At 59.5% G+C, this 14,910-nt stretch carries 10 protein-coding genes and 1 tRNA gene; 5 read left to right on the plus strand and 6 right to left on the minus strand.

Going from position 1 to position 14,910, the window contains the following annotated elements; all coding sequences use genetic code 11:
* Window positions 1-33: 33 nt before the first annotated feature.
* The gene (locus GM79_RS11945) at window positions 34-1,611 is read right to left on the minus strand and encodes a hypothetical protein (RefSeq protein ID WP_152559971.1); all 1,578 of its coding nucleotides are present in this window, start codon (window positions 1,609-1,611) and stop codon (window positions 34-36) included.
* A 154-nt stretch (window positions 1,612-1,765) separates the two neighbouring features.
* On the minus strand, window positions 1,766-3,670 hold the full coding sequence (gene asnB / locus GM79_RS11950; protein ID WP_035564156.1) for an asparagine synthase (glutamine-hydrolyzing): 1,905 nt from the start codon (window positions 3,668-3,670) through the stop codon (window positions 1,766-1,768).
* 213 nt (window positions 3,671-3,883) lie between these two features.
* On the opposite strand from asnB, the gene GM79_RS11955 reads away from it, so the two are divergent.
* Together GM79_RS11955 and GM79_RS11960 are read left to right on the plus strand one after the other, a co-directional pair.
* Window positions 3,884-4,321 (plus strand): acyl-CoA-binding protein, encoded by a 438-nt coding sequence (locus GM79_RS11955; RefSeq protein ID WP_035564158.1) that lies wholly within the window; start codon window positions 3,884-3,886, stop codon window positions 4,319-4,321.
* Window positions 4,322-4,509: 188 nt separating this feature from the next.
* On the plus strand, window positions 4,510-6,144 hold the full coding sequence (locus GM79_RS11960) for an amidase (RefSeq protein WP_035564160.1): 1,635 nt from the start codon (window positions 4,510-4,512) through the stop codon (window positions 6,142-6,144).
* Between the two features lie 91 nt (window positions 6,145-6,235).
* Here GM79_RS11960 and GM79_RS11965 read toward each other — a convergent pair whose 3' ends face one another.
* A complete protein-coding gene (locus GM79_RS11965; RefSeq protein WP_235184052.1) occupies window positions 6,236-7,642 on the minus strand; it encodes an FAD-binding oxidoreductase in 1,407 nt (468 codons plus the stop codon).
* A gap of 69 nt (window positions 7,643-7,711) precedes the next feature.
* On the opposite strand from GM79_RS11965, the gene GM79_RS23050 reads away from it, so the two are divergent.
* The 3 genes from GM79_RS23050 to GM79_RS11980 all read left to right on the plus strand — a co-directional run bounded on the left by GM79_RS23050 (window position 7,712) and on the right by GM79_RS11980 (window position 11,954).
* A complete protein-coding gene (locus GM79_RS23050; RefSeq protein ID WP_235184053.1) occupies window positions 7,712-8,335 on the plus strand; it encodes a C40 family peptidase in 624 nt (207 codons plus the stop codon).
* Between the two features lie 146 nt (window positions 8,336-8,481).
* On the plus strand, window positions 8,482-11,694 hold the full coding sequence (locus tag GM79_RS11975; RefSeq protein WP_035564164.1) for a carboxypeptidase regulatory-like domain-containing protein: 3,213 nt from the start codon (window positions 8,482-8,484) through the stop codon (window positions 11,692-11,694).
* A gap of 186 nt (window positions 11,695-11,880) precedes the next feature.
* Window positions 11,881-11,954 (plus strand) — tRNA-Ala (locus GM79_RS11980).
* Window positions 11,955-12,114: 160 nt separating this feature from the next.
* Here GM79_RS11980 and GM79_RS11985 read toward each other — a convergent pair.
* From GM79_RS11985 to GM79_RS11995, 3 genes are all read right to left on the minus strand, one after another.
* Window positions 12,115-12,534 (minus strand): hypothetical protein, encoded by a 420-nt coding sequence (locus tag GM79_RS11985; protein ID WP_152559972.1) that lies wholly within the window; start codon window positions 12,532-12,534, stop codon window positions 12,115-12,117.
* 340 nt (window positions 12,535-12,874) lie between these two features.
* Window positions 12,875-13,798: a cysteine synthase A gene (gene cysK, locus GM79_RS11990; RefSeq protein WP_035564168.1), complete on the minus strand. Its 924-nt coding sequence runs from the start codon at window positions 13,796-13,798 to the stop codon at window positions 12,875-12,877.
* Between the two features lie 114 nt (window positions 13,799-13,912).
* Window positions 13,913-14,749: a serine O-acetyltransferase gene (locus tag GM79_RS11995; protein WP_081867723.1), complete on the minus strand. Its 837-nt coding sequence runs from the start codon at window positions 14,747-14,749 to the stop codon at window positions 13,913-13,915.
* Between the last annotated feature and the right edge of the window lie 161 nt (window positions 14,750-14,910).

Genomic DNA, 14,910 nt, shown 5'->3' on the forward strand with positions numbered 1-14,910 from the left:
CCCAGACGCAACACCTTACTCTTCAGGCGATACCTACTTTGAATCAACAGCAAATATCTGAAAAACATAGGGTTGATTTTGCAGCATCAACCGTTCCTTTGCATCGTGCCCCTCAAATTGGTAGGGCGTGTATTTCATGAAATACGGCACGGAGGCTACCAGCCGACCAGCGCGCAACCGGGGCGCCCGGTAGCAGCGCAGGGGGTAGAGGTAGGCAAAATTCACTAACTGGTAGCGTGGCTGCCCGGCGGTGGGCTGGTTGCGTAATCGGGGACCAAATACCCGGTAGTTGATAAGGCCACGCCCGCAGCCAGTCGTTTCAATGCTTTCAATTTGCCGGGCATCGTTAATTCCCTGGGCATAGGCAACATCGCCGGGGTAGCGCACGGCCCGATAGGCTAAGCTGAAAGCCCCAAAGTGGCCGATTGCTACTATCACACTGCCCCACATTATTATAACCCTGACCGGTTGCCACAGTTCCACCGCGTAGCGGAGGGCCACCACGGCACTCAGCACAATAAAGGGCACGAAGAAATGCACGATGCGGCCGTAAAACACCAGCTTCTGCCCAAACTGCACCGCCACCGCATAGCCCAGCCACGCACCAAATACGAGGAGCAGCAGCCCCGCAGCCAACGGCCGGCCGGAAAGCCCCGCGCCGCGCCGCGCAAACAGGCCGCGCACTTGCCCCACGCTCAGGCCGAGGCCCAGGCCGGCAAGCACCAGCAACCCCACTCCTACCCCGCCCTCAACCCGCCAGAAATACGCGCCGGTGAAGCTGAAACCTTCCGCGAAGCTGCCTTGCGTGATAGTGGTGGCAATGTAGCGGCTGCTGGCCAGGTAGGAAGTTCCGGAAAGTCGCGCGAGGCCCTCAAACAGCACCAGCACCGTGGCAAGCCCTGTAAAATGTGCCGCAACCGGCTTTAAACGAGCTAATTGGGTAGTTTGAGCAGTTTGCTGCTTTGAATAGGTCGCAAGCAGCCAGCCAAGCGCCAACAACACCAACGGGCCCATGAAATAGCCCGGATACAACGCGTAGCTAAAGCCGGCAAGCCCCCCAACCAGCCATTGCCGACGGCTTGCGAAGCGTTTGGTTTGCGAAAGCAGCAGCCACAGCGCCAGCAAAAAGAAAAACAGCGCGTGGTCGTACGGCAGGATGTGCCGCAGGTACACGTTGGTGTTCACCAAGCTGGAGTACAGCGCCACGCCCAGCAGCGCGAAGCCCAGTGGCAAAAACAGCCGGTATACCTTGTAGAGCAGCAGCGCATTCAGCCCCAGAATAAAAACGTTGAAGGCCTGCGGCACCTCCAACGACGGCGGCGCGTTGGGGTTGAGCTTGAAGAATATCAGCAAAAAGGCCTGCCCCAGGCCGGGCAGCACCCGCCAGAGGCCATCGCCGGGGCGAGCGCCGAGGGAGTTGATGGCTTGCAGGAAATCGCGGCCGTGGCCCTCGCCCAATGCGCGCAGGCCCAGCATGGCGGTGATGTAGCGACGCTCATCCACGAAGGCCATGGTGCCTGTGCCAATGAAACTCAGCCGAAGCAGCGTGAGGGCCACGCCCGCCAGCACGGCCAGCTGCCGGAGCCGACCCAGCTGCTGCCACCACCTCACGAGCCGCCCTACCACGACTTTACAGCGGTTTCCGCCGCCATGAGCAGAATTAAAAATGAAGAATTAAAAATTAAAAATCTGACGGTCAATTTTTTAATTTTTAATTCTTCATTTTTAATTCCCTTAAAAACGGTAGACCCACTTGGGGAGTGCCCTAAGCCATGTACTGCTTCCACCACGTCTGAAACACGATGAGGCCCCAGATGCGGGCATGCACATCGCCCGGATTGCGCGAGAAAAGCTGCGTTTTGAGGGCACGAATGGCATCAACGTCGAAAATCCCTTGACTTTCGATGAATTCGTCGCGCAGCAGGTCGTCCTCAATCAGGGAACGCAGCTCGCCGCGCATCCACTTTAGCAAGGGTACTTCGAAGCCGTGCTTGGGCCGGTCGTAGAGTTCCACGGGCAGCTCGGAGCGGAAGGCGTCCTGCACGATGCGCTTCTTCATGGTCGCGTCCACTTTGCTGCTCACGGGCAGCGAGAAGGCAAAATCGACCACCTTGTAATCCAGAAACGGCGTGCGCACTTCCAGCGAGTTGGCCATGCTCATCAGGTCCACTTTCGTGAGCATGTCGTAGGGCAGCACCAACTTCATGTCGGTGAGCAGCACCTCGTTGAGGTCGCCGTCGGCATGCAAGTCCTCCAGAATATCTTTCCGGCGCTTGACCAAGGCTTTTGCGCCCACTTTGCGGCGGCTGGCCGCGCTGAGCAGATTATTAGCATCCTCGGCCGAGGCGAAGCTGGCCCAGTCCCAGTACCGATCCTTCACGCCGGCGAGCATGCCCCGCGAGAAGCGCTGAAACTGCCGCACCCGGTTGCCAATGAAGCTGTTGCGCGACTTGGGCAGCACGTCCCAGAGGAAGCCCAAGCCCGTCACGGCCTCCGCCTTGAAGCCGCCCTGCCGAACCTTGAACTCGCCCATGTGCTTGTTGTAGCCGCCAAACATTTCGTCGGCGCCATCGCCGCTCAGGGCCACGGTTACTTTCTGGCGGGTGCGTTGGCTGAGGATGTACACGGCCAGAGCCGAGGAGTCCGCAAACGGCTCATCCAGATAAGCCAGCATGTCGTGAATATGCTCGTACAGGTCGTTGTTGGTGAGCGAGAACACCGTATGGTTGGTATTGTGCCGGGCCGCTACCAGGTTGGCGTACTTGGTTTCGTCGAAGAAGGGCTCGTCTTTGAAACCTATGCTGAAGGTATTGAGGTGGGGCGTGTGCCGGGAGGCCAGCGCGGCAATCACGCTGGAGTCGATGCCGCCGCTCAGGAAGCAGCCTAGGGGCACATCGGCCACGAGGCGGCGCTGCACGGCGCCGTCCATCAGCTCCACCAGCGTTTTCTGCTGCTGCTCGTAGCTGGACTTGTTTTTGGCAACTTTCTTGGCGTCGTAAGGAATCTTGTACCACGCCTTGCGCACCACTTTGCCGTCTTTAATGAAGAGGTAGTGGCCGGGCAGCAGCTTTTTTACGCCCTTGAAAATGCTGGCGGGGCCGGGAATGTAGTTCAGCTGCAAATACTGGTTCAGGGCCACGAAATCGAGCTTGCGGGGCACGCCCAGGGCCATCATCGACTTCATTTCCGAAGCAAAAAACAGCTGGTCCTCGTCGCGGTAAATCAGCAGTGGCTTCACCCCAAACCGGTCGCGAGCAATGAAAAGGGAATTCTCTTCCTTATCGAAAATGGCCAGGCCGAAAAAGCCGTTCAGCTTCTTGATAAAGCTACGGCCTTCGGTGATGTAGAGCTGAAGAATAACTTCGGTATCGGTCTGGGAATGAAACTGACAGCCGCGCTTAATCAGCTTCTCACGCAGCTCGCGGAAGTTGAAGATTTCGCCATTGAAGACAATGGTGTAGCGGCCCGCCGCGTCGGTCATGGGCTGGTTACCATCGGCCGAAAGGTCGAGAATGGCCAGGCGGCGAAAGCCCAGGCCGCATTGGTCGTACACAAAATGCCCCTCCGAATCGGGACCGCGGCGAATGATGGCATCGGTTGATGCTTGCAGGCGGTTCAGCGACTGACGACCTGTTTCGGTAAAGGCAAATACTCCGGTAATTCCACACATAGTAGCCAGCAAAAGTACGACCCCGCAACCTAAAGGCCAGCCGCAAGGTATTATCAGCAGAATAAAATAAAAGGTGATTTCTGCCGACTTCGCCGCTTGTACGCATTTTCACGCGCCGCGGCGGCCCGCATCGCTCTCTTTCATTTAGCCAGCATCGTCCCAGTTGCCTGGCCTTGCATCCTTTCATTTTCCTAACCACCAGCTTTCCACCTCATGGACCTCAACCAGCAATTTCAGGCCGCGGCCGACCAAGTAAACAACCTGCCCGGCGATGCCGCCGCCGCGCACATGACCGAACTTTACGGCCTCTACAAACAGGCTACCGAAGGCGACGTGAACATGGAATCCGGCGAGGTAGACGCCGACGCGGCCGATAAGGCCAACGGCCCTGGCGGCCTCTCGCAAGCCCAGTGGGACTCCTGGAACCAGTTTAAGGGTGTGCCCGAAGAGGAAGCCAAACGGCGCTACGTGGCCAAAGCCGGCGAAATTGCAGGCACCCAAACCACCGATACGCCCGCCAACGCGGTGGCCACCGACGCGACCACCGGGGCTCCGGCCGACCAGAACACCACGGGCGGCCTGCGCGGCGACATCACGGCCGGCGCTCCCTACGGCGGCGAAGACCGGCTCAAGGACCAGCAGGCGAAATAACGTTTGCAAGGAATTCAGACCGATTTCAAGAGCACAGCCAGCCCCCACCGGGCTGGCTGTTTTGCTGGGTGCCTGTTCAAAATACGATTATTCCTTTGCCTGGACGGAAAAGCCTGTCCGGTTCCGCAGTATTATTGCCGGACCGAACACGTGTTGCGGACTCACCGGATTTTAGCGCCTCTTTACCAATGAATCGTCGTCTTTTTCTGAATCGGGGGGCGCTGGCCGCCGCTACTGCCACGCTGCTACCCATGGTAGCGTGCCAACCAACCGCCGAAAAAGCCCCCGGTGCGGCGGCCGCCGGCACTCCCGATGCCAGCGGCGCGGCTTTTGCCCTCCACGAAGCTACCGTGGACGACTTGCAAGCCCGCATGGCCAAGGGCACCGAAACCGCCCGCAGCCTGTGCGAAAAATATTTGGCCCGCATCAAGGAGGTTAACGAGCAGGGCCCCATGCTGCGCGCCGTCATCGAAACCAACCCCGAGGCGCTGACCATTGCCGACGCCCTGGATAAGGAGCGCAAAGGCGGCAAGGTGCGCGGGCCGCTGCACGGCATTCCGGTGCTGATTAAGGATAACATCGATAGTGGCGACCAGATGATGACCACGGCCGGCGCAATGGCCTTGTCCGGCCACAAGGCAAAGCAGGATGCTTTTATCGTGCAGAAGCTGCGGGCCGCCGGCGCCGTGCTCCTGGGCAAAACCAACCTGAGCGAGTGGGCTAATTTCCGCTCTACGCACTCGGTGAGCGGCTGGAGCAGTCGGGGCCGCCAAAGCCGCAACCCCTACGCCCTGGACCGCAGCACCAGCGGCTCCAGCTCCGGCTCGGGCGCGGCGGTGGCCGCCAACTTGTGCGCCATGGCCATCGGCACCGAAACCGACGGCTCGGTGGTTTCGCCGGCCTCCTGCAACGGGCTGGTGGGGCTCAAGCCCACGGTGGGCTTGCTGAGCCGCAGCGGCATTATTCCTATTTCCAGCACCCAGGATACGGCCGGTCCCATGGCCCGCACCGTGCGCGACGCAGCCATACTACTCGGCGCCCTCCAGGGGCCCGACCCGGCCGACCCAGCCAAGCTTCCCATCCCGGCCCCGGCGCCCGCCGATTACACCACGTTTCTGAAAACTGATGCCCTTAAAGGCCAGCGCTTGGGCGTGGAGAAGGCCCATCTCAACGGCCCGCCCGCCGTGGCGGCCCTACTTAAAGCGGCCATTGCCGTGCTGAAAGCCCAGGGCGCCACCATTGTAGAAGTTGACTTGCTCAAACAGACCAACCCGCTGGGCGAGGCCGAATTCGACGTACTGCTCTACGAATTCAAGGACGGCGTGAATAAGTACCTGGAAGCTGCGGGCACGGCGGTGAAAAACCTAGCCGAGGTCATTGCCTTCAACACCAAAAATGAGACGGAAGCCATGCCTTTCTTCAAGCAGGAAATCCTGGTGATGGCCGAAAAAACCGATGGGCTGACCAGCGCCAAGTACCGAGCAGCCGTGCAGAAAACCGTCTCGGAATCGCGCAAGGCGCTGGATGGGACGCTGCGCGGTAACCAACTCGCGGCCATTGTGGGCATCACCACCGGCCCGGCCTGGTGCATCGATTGGGTGAACGGCGACTACTCCACGGGCGTAGATTTCTCCTCGCCGGCAGCAATGGCTGGCTACCCGCACCTCACCGTGCCCATGGGGCAGGTGCTGGGGCTGCCGGTCGGGTTGTCGTTTGTGGGGCCGGCGTATGAGGAGGGCCGTTTGCTGGCGCTAGGCTTCGCGTACGAGCAGGCCAGCCGCAAGCGCGAAGCCCCGAAGTTTTTACCTACGGTGCAAGCGTAAACTTGTGGCATAAGCTTTAGCTTGTGCGGCGCCTGACGAATTTCGGGCAACGCCGCACAAGCTAAAGCTTATGCCACAAGGCAATCAAGCACTAGAAAATCTTGCCTGGATTTAGGATTCCGTGGGGGTCGAACACGCTTTTGATGCCGCGCATCAGGTTCAGGTTGGTTTCGGCCAAGGCGATGCCGATGTAGCCTTTCTGAACCAGGCCAATGCCGTGCTCGCCGGAAATGGTGCCGCCCAGCTTCACGCACAGCTCAAATATCTCGCTGATGGGCTGGCGCAGGCCCACGTTCCACATCTCATCGTCGAGGTCGCCGCGAATGATGTTGACGTGCATGTTGCCGTCGCCGGCGTGGCCGTAGCACACGGTTTTGAAGCCGTAGCGGGCGCCAATTTCCTTCACGCCTTTGAGTAGAATCGGCAATTCGGCGCGGGGCACCACGGTGTCCTCTTCCTTATATACCGAATTGTAGCGCACCGAATTGCCAATGTTGCGGCGGATTTTCCAGAGCTCGTCTTTCTGGGTGGCATTGTCGGCCAGCAGGATTTCGCCCACATCGTAGCCCTCCAGCACGCCGTACACCTGCTCGGCCTCCTTATAAAGCTGGTCCAGGTCCTGGCCATCGAGCTCGATGAGCAGGTGGGCGGTAATGTCTTCAGGCAGCGCGAGGGGAATTTTCAGATAATCGGACGACCAGGCAATGGCCTCGCGCTCCATGAACTCCATGCCCGACGGGATAATGCCCGCCCGAAACACCGCCGAAACCGCCTCCGCCGCCTGTGCCTCCTGCCGGAAGGGCACCAGCATCAGAATATTGTGCTGCGGGTAGGGCAACAGCCGAAACACCACCCGCGTGATGATGCCCAGCGTGCCCTCCGAGCCCACCATAAGCTGCGTGAGGTTGTAGCCGGTGGAGTTTTTGAGCGTATTGGCGGCGGTCCAGATGATTTCGCCGGTGGGCAGCACCACCTGTAAGTTCAGCACGTAATCGCGCGTAGTACCGTATTTCACGGCTTTGGGGCCGCCGCTGCTGTGGGCCAGGTTGCCACCCAAAAAGCAGCTGCCTTTGCTGGCCGGGTCGGGCGGGTAAAACAGCCCGACTTCTTTCACCGCGTTCTGGAACGCCTCGTTCACCACGCCGGGCTCCACGGTGGCCTGCAGGTTGCGCTCGTCAATCTGAATGATTTTATTGAGCCGCTCGGTGCTCAGCACCACGCCGTGGTGCAGGGGCAGCGCGCCGCCGCTCAGGCCCGTGCCGGCGCCGCGGGGCGTAACCGGAACGCGGTGCTCGTGGCACAAGCGCATGATTTGGCTGATTTCATCGGCGTCGGCGGGGCGCAGCACCACGTCGGGGGCGTAGTGCAGGTCCTCGGTGTGGTCGCGGCCGTAGTCGGCGTAAGCGTCGGCAGTGGCGGCAGCCTCGGCCCGCTGGGCGGTGAGCACGTGCGCGGGCCCAACAATGGCCTCAAACGCAACAATTAATTCGGCAGTCAAGGCGTTAAAATTCATCGGTTGGCTAATCTGGTCCGGCTGCACAAACTATCTTTGCAGCCAATGGGGAGGGTGATAACGAAGATACTACCAGTACTGCTGGCGTTAGGTTTGCTAGCCGGCTGCCAACAGAAGCTCAACTACCGCAACGGTCAGTACCGCTCGGCCCGCGAAATGGTGCGCCTCAAAAAAGAAGGCCGCTACGCCGCCACCCGGCCCACGGGCAAGGCCAAAACCATCGGCAAGGCCCCCAGCGGCACCAAAACCAAGATAGTTACCAAACGTGCCCCGCGCGCGGGCAACGCCACCGGCACCCTGGCTTCGGTGATTGATGCGGCCCGCTCCTATCAGGGCACGCCCTACCTCTACGGCGGCACCACGCGCCTGGGCCTCGACTGCTCGGGGCTGCTGCAGTTGTCCTTTGGCGAGGCAGGCGTTCGCATTCCCCGCTCGTCCAACGAGCAGGCGGTGTGGGGAACCCCGGTACGTAACACGGAGCTGCGGCCGGGGGATTTGGTTTTTTTTGGCGGCTCGCCGGGCAGTCGCACCATCACGCACGTGGGCATGGTGACGGTGGTAGACGATGAGGGCGTGGACTTTATCCACGCTTCAACCTCCCTAGGAGTAGTGGAAAACAGCCTGGAATCGGACTATTACCTCAGCCGTTTTATTCGGGCCGTCCGGCCCCAACTGTGAAACCATACTGCTACCTTTGCGGCCTAATCGGCCAACTGTGTCCAAAAAGGCAAATAGTAAAATTAGGGTAATGTCAGCCTTTCGCGCCGGTCGTACCTTTGTCCCGCTTTTCACCAAGCCAACTAATTCCACCAACCTTTTTTTGTATGAATAATTTACGTTTACGCCACTTGTTGCTGTTGGCGTTGATGCTCTTCACGGCCCGCCTGGGCTGGTCTCAGGGTGCCACCACGGCGGCTATGAGTGGAGTAATCACCGACAATAAGGGGGAAGGGCTCCCCGGTGCCACGGTTATCGCCGTGCACACCCCCACCAATACCCAGTACGTTGCGCCCACTAACTCAGACGGTCGTTTCAACATCCAGGGCATGCGGGTAGGTGGTCCTTACACAGTCCGCATCACTTTTGTGGGTTACAAGGATATTAACCGGAGCGACATTAACCTGTCGCTGGGCCAGAACCTGCGTTTTGACCAGCAGCTGAACGACACTAGCACGGAACTGGCCGAAGTAGTAGTAACGCAGCGCCGCGACAACGTTATCAACTCCGGCCGGACCGGGGCGGAAACTAACGTGAGCCGCGAGCAAATCAACAAGTTGCCCACGCTGAACCGTTCGCTCAACGACTTTACGCGCCTCACGCCACAGGCTAGCGGCGGCGGCAGCTCGTCGTTTGGCGGCTCCAACAACCGCTACAACAACATCACCATCGACGGCGCGGTTAATAACGACGTGTTTGGCCTTGCCGGTTCGGGCACGCCCGGTGGCCAGGCAGGCACCAACCCCATCGCCCTGGACGCCATCGACCAGATTCAGGTAGTATTGGCTCCTTACGATGTGACCCTGGGTAACTTCACCGGCGGTGGCGTAAACGCTACCACCCGTTCGGGCACTAACGACCTGTCGGCTTCCATCTACGGTTTTGGCCGGAACCAGAACAGCATCGGCAAGAGCGTAACAGAGCCCCGCACCAAAGCGGCCGACTTCTACAAGTACCAGACTGGTTTCCGGGTGGGTGGTGCCGTGGTAAAGGACAAGTTGTTCTTTTTCCTGAACGCTGAAATTGCCCGTGAAGCCACGCCGCTGGCTTTCACGCCCGGCAGTCCTGAGTCGCGTATATCGATTGCTGACGTGCAACGCATTGCTACCGCTGCCAACACGCCTCTCTACGGCAACTACGACGTGGGCAGCTTCGGCGAAATCACAGCCAAGACTGAGAGCGACAAGATTTTCGCCCGTTTCGACCTCAACCTCTCGGAAAACAACACCCTGACGCTGCGCCACAACTACGTTAGTGCCTTCGACGACAACATCGGTCGTACGGCCAACAACTTCCGCTTTGGCAACAACGCCTACAAATTCAGCAACACGACCAACAGCACTGTTGCTGAACTGAACTCACGCTTCGCGGGCGGCTTCTCCAACAAGCTGATTCTGACCTACACCGCCATCCGCGACTTCCGCGACGTTGCCGGCGCACGTGGCCCAGCCTTCCAGATTCAAGACAACGGCATCACCTACAACCTGGGTCAGGACCGCAGTTCGGTGGCCAACCAGCTTGACCAGGACATTGTGGAAATCACCAACAACCTGACCAAAGCATTCGGTAAGCACACTGTTACCATTGGCACGCACAACGAAGGCTTCAAATTCCGCAACCTGTTCCTCAACAACGGCGCGGGTTTCTACGGCTTCACGTCCATCGACAACTTTATCAATGGCCGGGCCACGAGCGTGCTGGCTAGTTACCCAACGGCCAACGGCGGCGAAGCTCGTTTCAAAGCCGCTCAGCTTGGTTTCTACGCCCAGGACGAGTACACACCCATCCAAAGCCTGCGCCTGACCTACGGCGTACGGGTTGACGTACCCGTGTTCCTCGACAAGCCCGGCGACAACACCGCCCTCAACACCTCGGCTGGTCCCGGCCGCCCTGGTTTCGGCCCCGAGTTTAAAACCAGCAACACGCCCAATGGCCAGCTGTTGTTTTCGCCCCGAATGGGCTTCAACTGGGATGTTGACAACGATGCCAAAGTACAATTGCGCGGTGGTACGGGCATTTTCACCGGCCGAGTACCTTTCGTGTGGATTTCGAACAGCTACACCAACAGCGGCCTCATCCAGGGCGGTCTGAACCAAGTGGCTCCAAACACCACCCCGGCCTCTTACCTGCCGTCTATTCCGCTGACGTCGGAAGAAATTCAGCGGGTTTACACATCGGCACCCTACGCGCCAATCGCGACTTCGCAGATTAACCTGACGCGCGACGACTTCAAGCTGCCACAGGTGTGGCGCTCGAACTTGGCCGTGGACTTCCGTCTGCCCGGCGATATCGTGGCTACCCTCGAAGGTATTTACTCGAAGACGCTCAACGACATTTACTACAAGGACATCAACCTCACGGCTCCCGTGGGCCGCTTGGCCGGTCCCGACCAGCGGCCAATTTACGCTTCGTCCACTGCAGCCCGCCGCGTCGACTCGCGCTACACCAACGTGTACTTGCTCGACAACACCAGCAAGGGCTACCGCTACAATGGTACCGTGCAGCTGCAGAAGAATTTCAACAGTGGCCTGAACACTACTGTTGCCTACACCTACGGCGTTTCGAAAGAAATCAACAGCGGTTCCAGCAGCACGGCCGGCTCCAACTTCGGCTTCAACCAGGTAATGGCCGACCCCAACAACCCCGAGCTGGGTTTCTCGCGCAATGACCAGCGTCACCGCGTTATCGCCAGCGCCGGCTACACCTTCCGCTACGCCAACGATGCATTGGCTACCACCTTCACCATGTTCTACGAAGGTCGTTCGGGCCAGCCCCTGGCCTACGTTTACGGTCAAGGCCGCGACGTAAACAGCGACGGTAACAACGGCAACGACTTGCTTTACATCCCGACCAACGTTCGCGACCGCAACCAGATTATCCTCGTGCCCAGCGGCCCGACCGATACCCGTACGGTTGAGGAAATCCAGAACCAGCTGGAGGCCTTCATCCAGAACGACCCGTACCTGCGCGACAACCGTGGCAAGGTAGCTGAGCGGTTTGCCGCCCGCTTGCCCTGGACGCACCAAATCGACTTGCGCGTGGCTCAGGACTTCAGCTTCCTAGCTGGTGGCAAAAAGAATACGCTTCAGCTGACGTTTGACATCCAGAATGTAGGCAACCTGCTCAACAACGATTGGGGCCGTCAGTACACGGTGTCGAACAACGCCATCGAATTGCTGCGCGCAGAATCGACGAGTGCCGGCGCTCAGCCTACCTTCTCCTTCCCTGCCTCGTTTGCTACCACCAACCGCTCGTATGACTTCTCGCCCTTCTTCTCGCGGTGGCAGGGTCAGTTGGGCGTTCGCTACAGCTTCAACTAAGCATTTTCGCTTAGCGTAGCTCCTGAGAGGGCCGGAATTATTTCCGGCCCTCTTTTTTTGTGCCTGATTTCTTGACGCTTGCGGATAATACCCAAAAAAGATGCACCGGGCCCTTGCCAAACCGCGAACTGGCCGTACTTTTGTCGAACCAAAGCGCAATAGGCACGGCGGTTAAAATGCAAAACCGGGGGATTAGCTCAGTTGGCTAGAGCGCTTGCATGGCATGCAAGAGGTCATCGGTTCGACTCCGATATTCTCCACGGAAAATAGAGTAAAGCAAAAAAGGCAGCTACGGTAAATACCGTAACTGCCTTTTTTGCTTTACCCCGGACTGTCGGCATGAACATGGGACCGACCAGCAGTTTTGGGGTCAGTGTAAGCGGGAGGGCCGTGCGTTTGAGTGCTTGGCCTTTATCACACTTATTCGGCTGGATTGTCGGCATCGCCCATTTTGCCACCGTCATTAGCCGAGCTGGGCGCCGAGCGGGCATTGCTGTATTCAGAGTTGTAAGCAGTGGTGTTTGGGGTTTGATTGGCTTTTTCAGCATCGGAACCGCCGCCGTCGTTTTTCTGGTCAGCGCTGGGCTGGCCGCCGCGGTTGCTGCTGCCCTTGGCACTTTGGGCGGTTTCGTGCGTGCCGCCGCGGTTGCCTCCGTTGTCACCGTCGCTATCGGGCGAAGAGGTGAGCTCGCCGCCGCCCTGCTGCTGTACGCTCACGCCGCCCACATTTTCGGGGCGGGCTGCATTATTGCCCGAGTTGGCTACCTGCTGCTGCGTGCGGTGGTGCTCGTTCTCGCTGGTGGTTAGTTTATCGCTGTAATCAGTGTTGTCAGTTGCCATGATTTTCAAGATTAAAAAGTGAATAGATAAAAAAACAGTATCAACAGGTGCCGGGGCAGTTGCGCATAGTTGGTAGCGCGTGGCCTTCTTCGGCGAAGATTTCGCCAGGCCGCAGCCACAGGGGAAGCAAGTCCTGGGTTGAATGGCTGGGAAGCTACAAGGCACCAGAACAAGCCCACGGCATGTGTGGCCCATGTATAAAGTATACGGGGCGCCCGGTACGTGGTTTTGTACCGGGCACCCCGCATTTGTTTCCATTGGCTTTGCTTACAACCAGCGTATTGCTATTCGAGAAGGTGTCAGCAAACCGGCGGCGGGCCTAAAACCCAGTATCTCTGCCTTACACGAACAGGCCGTCGACGGACAGGTAACGCTCGCCGGTGTCGTAGCAGAACGTCAGGACCCGGGCGCCCTGGGGCATGTCAGGCAGCTTTTTGGCCACAGCTGCCAGGGAAGCCCCGGAAGAAACCCCAATGAAGAGCCCTTCCTCGCGGGCAGCGCGGCGGGTCATCTCGTAGGCTTCCTGCTGTGACACCTGAATGGCTCCATCGAGGACGTTGGTGTGCAGGTTTTCAGGGATAAAGCCGGCGCCAATGCCCTGAATGGGGTGCGGGCCCGGCGCACCGCCGCTGATAACGGGCGAGGCCTCCGGCTCCACGGCGAAAGTTTGCATGGTGGGAAACAAGGGCTTGAGCACTTCCGTCACGGCGGTGATGTGGCCGCCGGTGCCCACGCCGGTAATGTGGTAGTCGAAGCCTTCGGGGGCGTCGCGCAGAATTTCCTGAGCGGTGGTATCGGCGTGGATTTGCAAGTTGGCAGGGTTCGAGAACTGCATGGGCATCCAGGCGCCGGGCGTGGTGGCCACGATTTCCTGGGCCCGCTCGATGGCTCCTTTCATGCCCTTCTCGCGCGGCGTCAGCTCCAGGTTGGCCCCGTAGGCGGCCATGAGGCGGCGGCGCTCAATGCTCATGCTCTCCGGCATTACCAGGGTTAGCCGGTAGCCTTTCACGGCGGCTACCAGGGCCAGGCCCACACCGGTGTTGCCGGAGGTGGGCTCCACAATCAGGCTGTCCGGGGTGAGGAGGCCGTCTTTTTCAGCCTGTGCAATCATCGACAGGGCAATCCGGTCTTTGATGGAGCCGCCGGGGTTGGCGCGCTCCATTTTTACCCATACTTCTACGTCGGGCCGGATAGTGGCGAAAAGGCGATTGAGACGCACCAGCGGCGTATTGCCGATGGTATCGAGAATGGAATTAGCTTTCATGTTTTGGGGGTCTTGGGGACTTGTTTATTTTAGATATAAGGGCATTGGGACCGGGTATTAAAAATCAAGACGAGAAAACCAGGTCCCGAAAACACCAAGGCCCAAACTCCTAAATCAAATGGAAAATACCAGCTCGGCGGCGGGGTCGACGTTGCGCGAAATTTGAATGTGGGCCCGGTGGTAAACGCGCGAATGTGAGGGTACGCTCTCGGTCAGCCACACGTTGCCGCCGATGATGCTGCGGGTGCCCACTACCGTGCTGCCGCCCAATATAGTAGCCCCGGCATAGATGACCACATGGTCTTCGATGGTGGGGTGCCGCTTGGTGCCTTGCAAGCCCTTGGTCACGCTGAGCGCCCCCAAAGTCACGCCCTGGTAAATCTGCACGTTGGCCCCGATAACGGCGGTTTCGCCGATAACCAAGCCGGTGCCGTGGTCGATGCAGAACGCGGCCCCGATTTGGGCGCCGGGGTGAATATCGATGCCAGTACGCTGGTGGGCGTACTCACTAAGCAGGCGCGGCAGACGCGGCAGCCCGCGCTGGTGCAGGGCGTGGGCCAGGCGGTGCAGGGCCGTGGCGTAGAAACCGGGGTAGGAGCTGACGATTTCGCCCAAGCCCTGCGCCGCCGGGTCGCTGGCCAGAATGGCGGTGGCATCGCGCAGCAGGGCGTTGCGCAAGGCCGGCAGCTGGGCTGTGAATTCGTCGGCCAGGGTCGGGGCCGACGCGGGCAGCGCGGGCACCTGCGCCAGCAGCACCGCCAGCTCGGCCCGGAAATGGTAGAGCTCGGCCGCGACGGCATCGGCCGTAGACAAAGGCCGTTCGGAGCGTTGCGGGAACAGCAGGGCTAGTAACCCATCGGCCAGCGCGCAAAAAGCGGTGCCGGGCAGGGCGTCGGGCACGGTGGCGTGGGCCTTGGCCAATTCGGCAGCAAAAGAAGGAGAAGGGAGCACAGCGACAGAAAAAACGGTAACAAGAACCGAAGGAGTTAAACCCGGCCGTGGGATGAAGGTTTCGGAGCATCCAGGCAACGGTGAGGACGAGTTGGCCGTTTAGCCAGCAGCCCCACCCGAAGGCTACTCCGCTCAACGGCCGGGCCAAAAGATACTCCTTT

This window comes from Hymenobacter sp. IS2118, from assembly GCF_000715495.1.
In the GTDB taxonomy this organism is placed as follows: Bacteria; Bacteroidota; Bacteroidia; order Cytophagales; family Hymenobacteraceae; genus Hymenobacter.

Bases quoted from the DNA above. Each gene is read 5' to 3' on its own strand.
- asnB (WP_035564156.1), bottom strand. From the start codon at position 3,670: ATGTGTGGAATTACCGGAGTATTTGCCTTTACCGAAACAGGTCGTCAG.
- GM79_RS11955 (WP_035564158.1), top strand. From the start codon at position 3,884: ATGGACCTCAACCAGCAATTTCAGGCCGCGGCCGACCAAGTAAACAAC.
- GM79_RS11960 (WP_035564160.1), top strand. From the start codon at position 4,510: ATGAATCGTCGTCTTTTTCTGAATCGGGGGGCGCTGGCCGCCGCTACT.
- GM79_RS11975 (WP_035564164.1), top strand. From the start codon at position 8,482: ATGAATAATTTACGTTTACGCCACTTGTTGCTGTTGGCGTTGATGCTC.
- GM79_RS11985 (WP_152559972.1), bottom strand. From the start codon at position 12,534: ATGGCAACTGACAACACTGATTACAGCGATAAACTAACCACCAGCGAG.
- cysK (WP_035564168.1), bottom strand. From the start codon at position 13,798: ATGAAAGCTAATTCCATTCTCGATACCATCGGCAATACGCCGCTGGTG.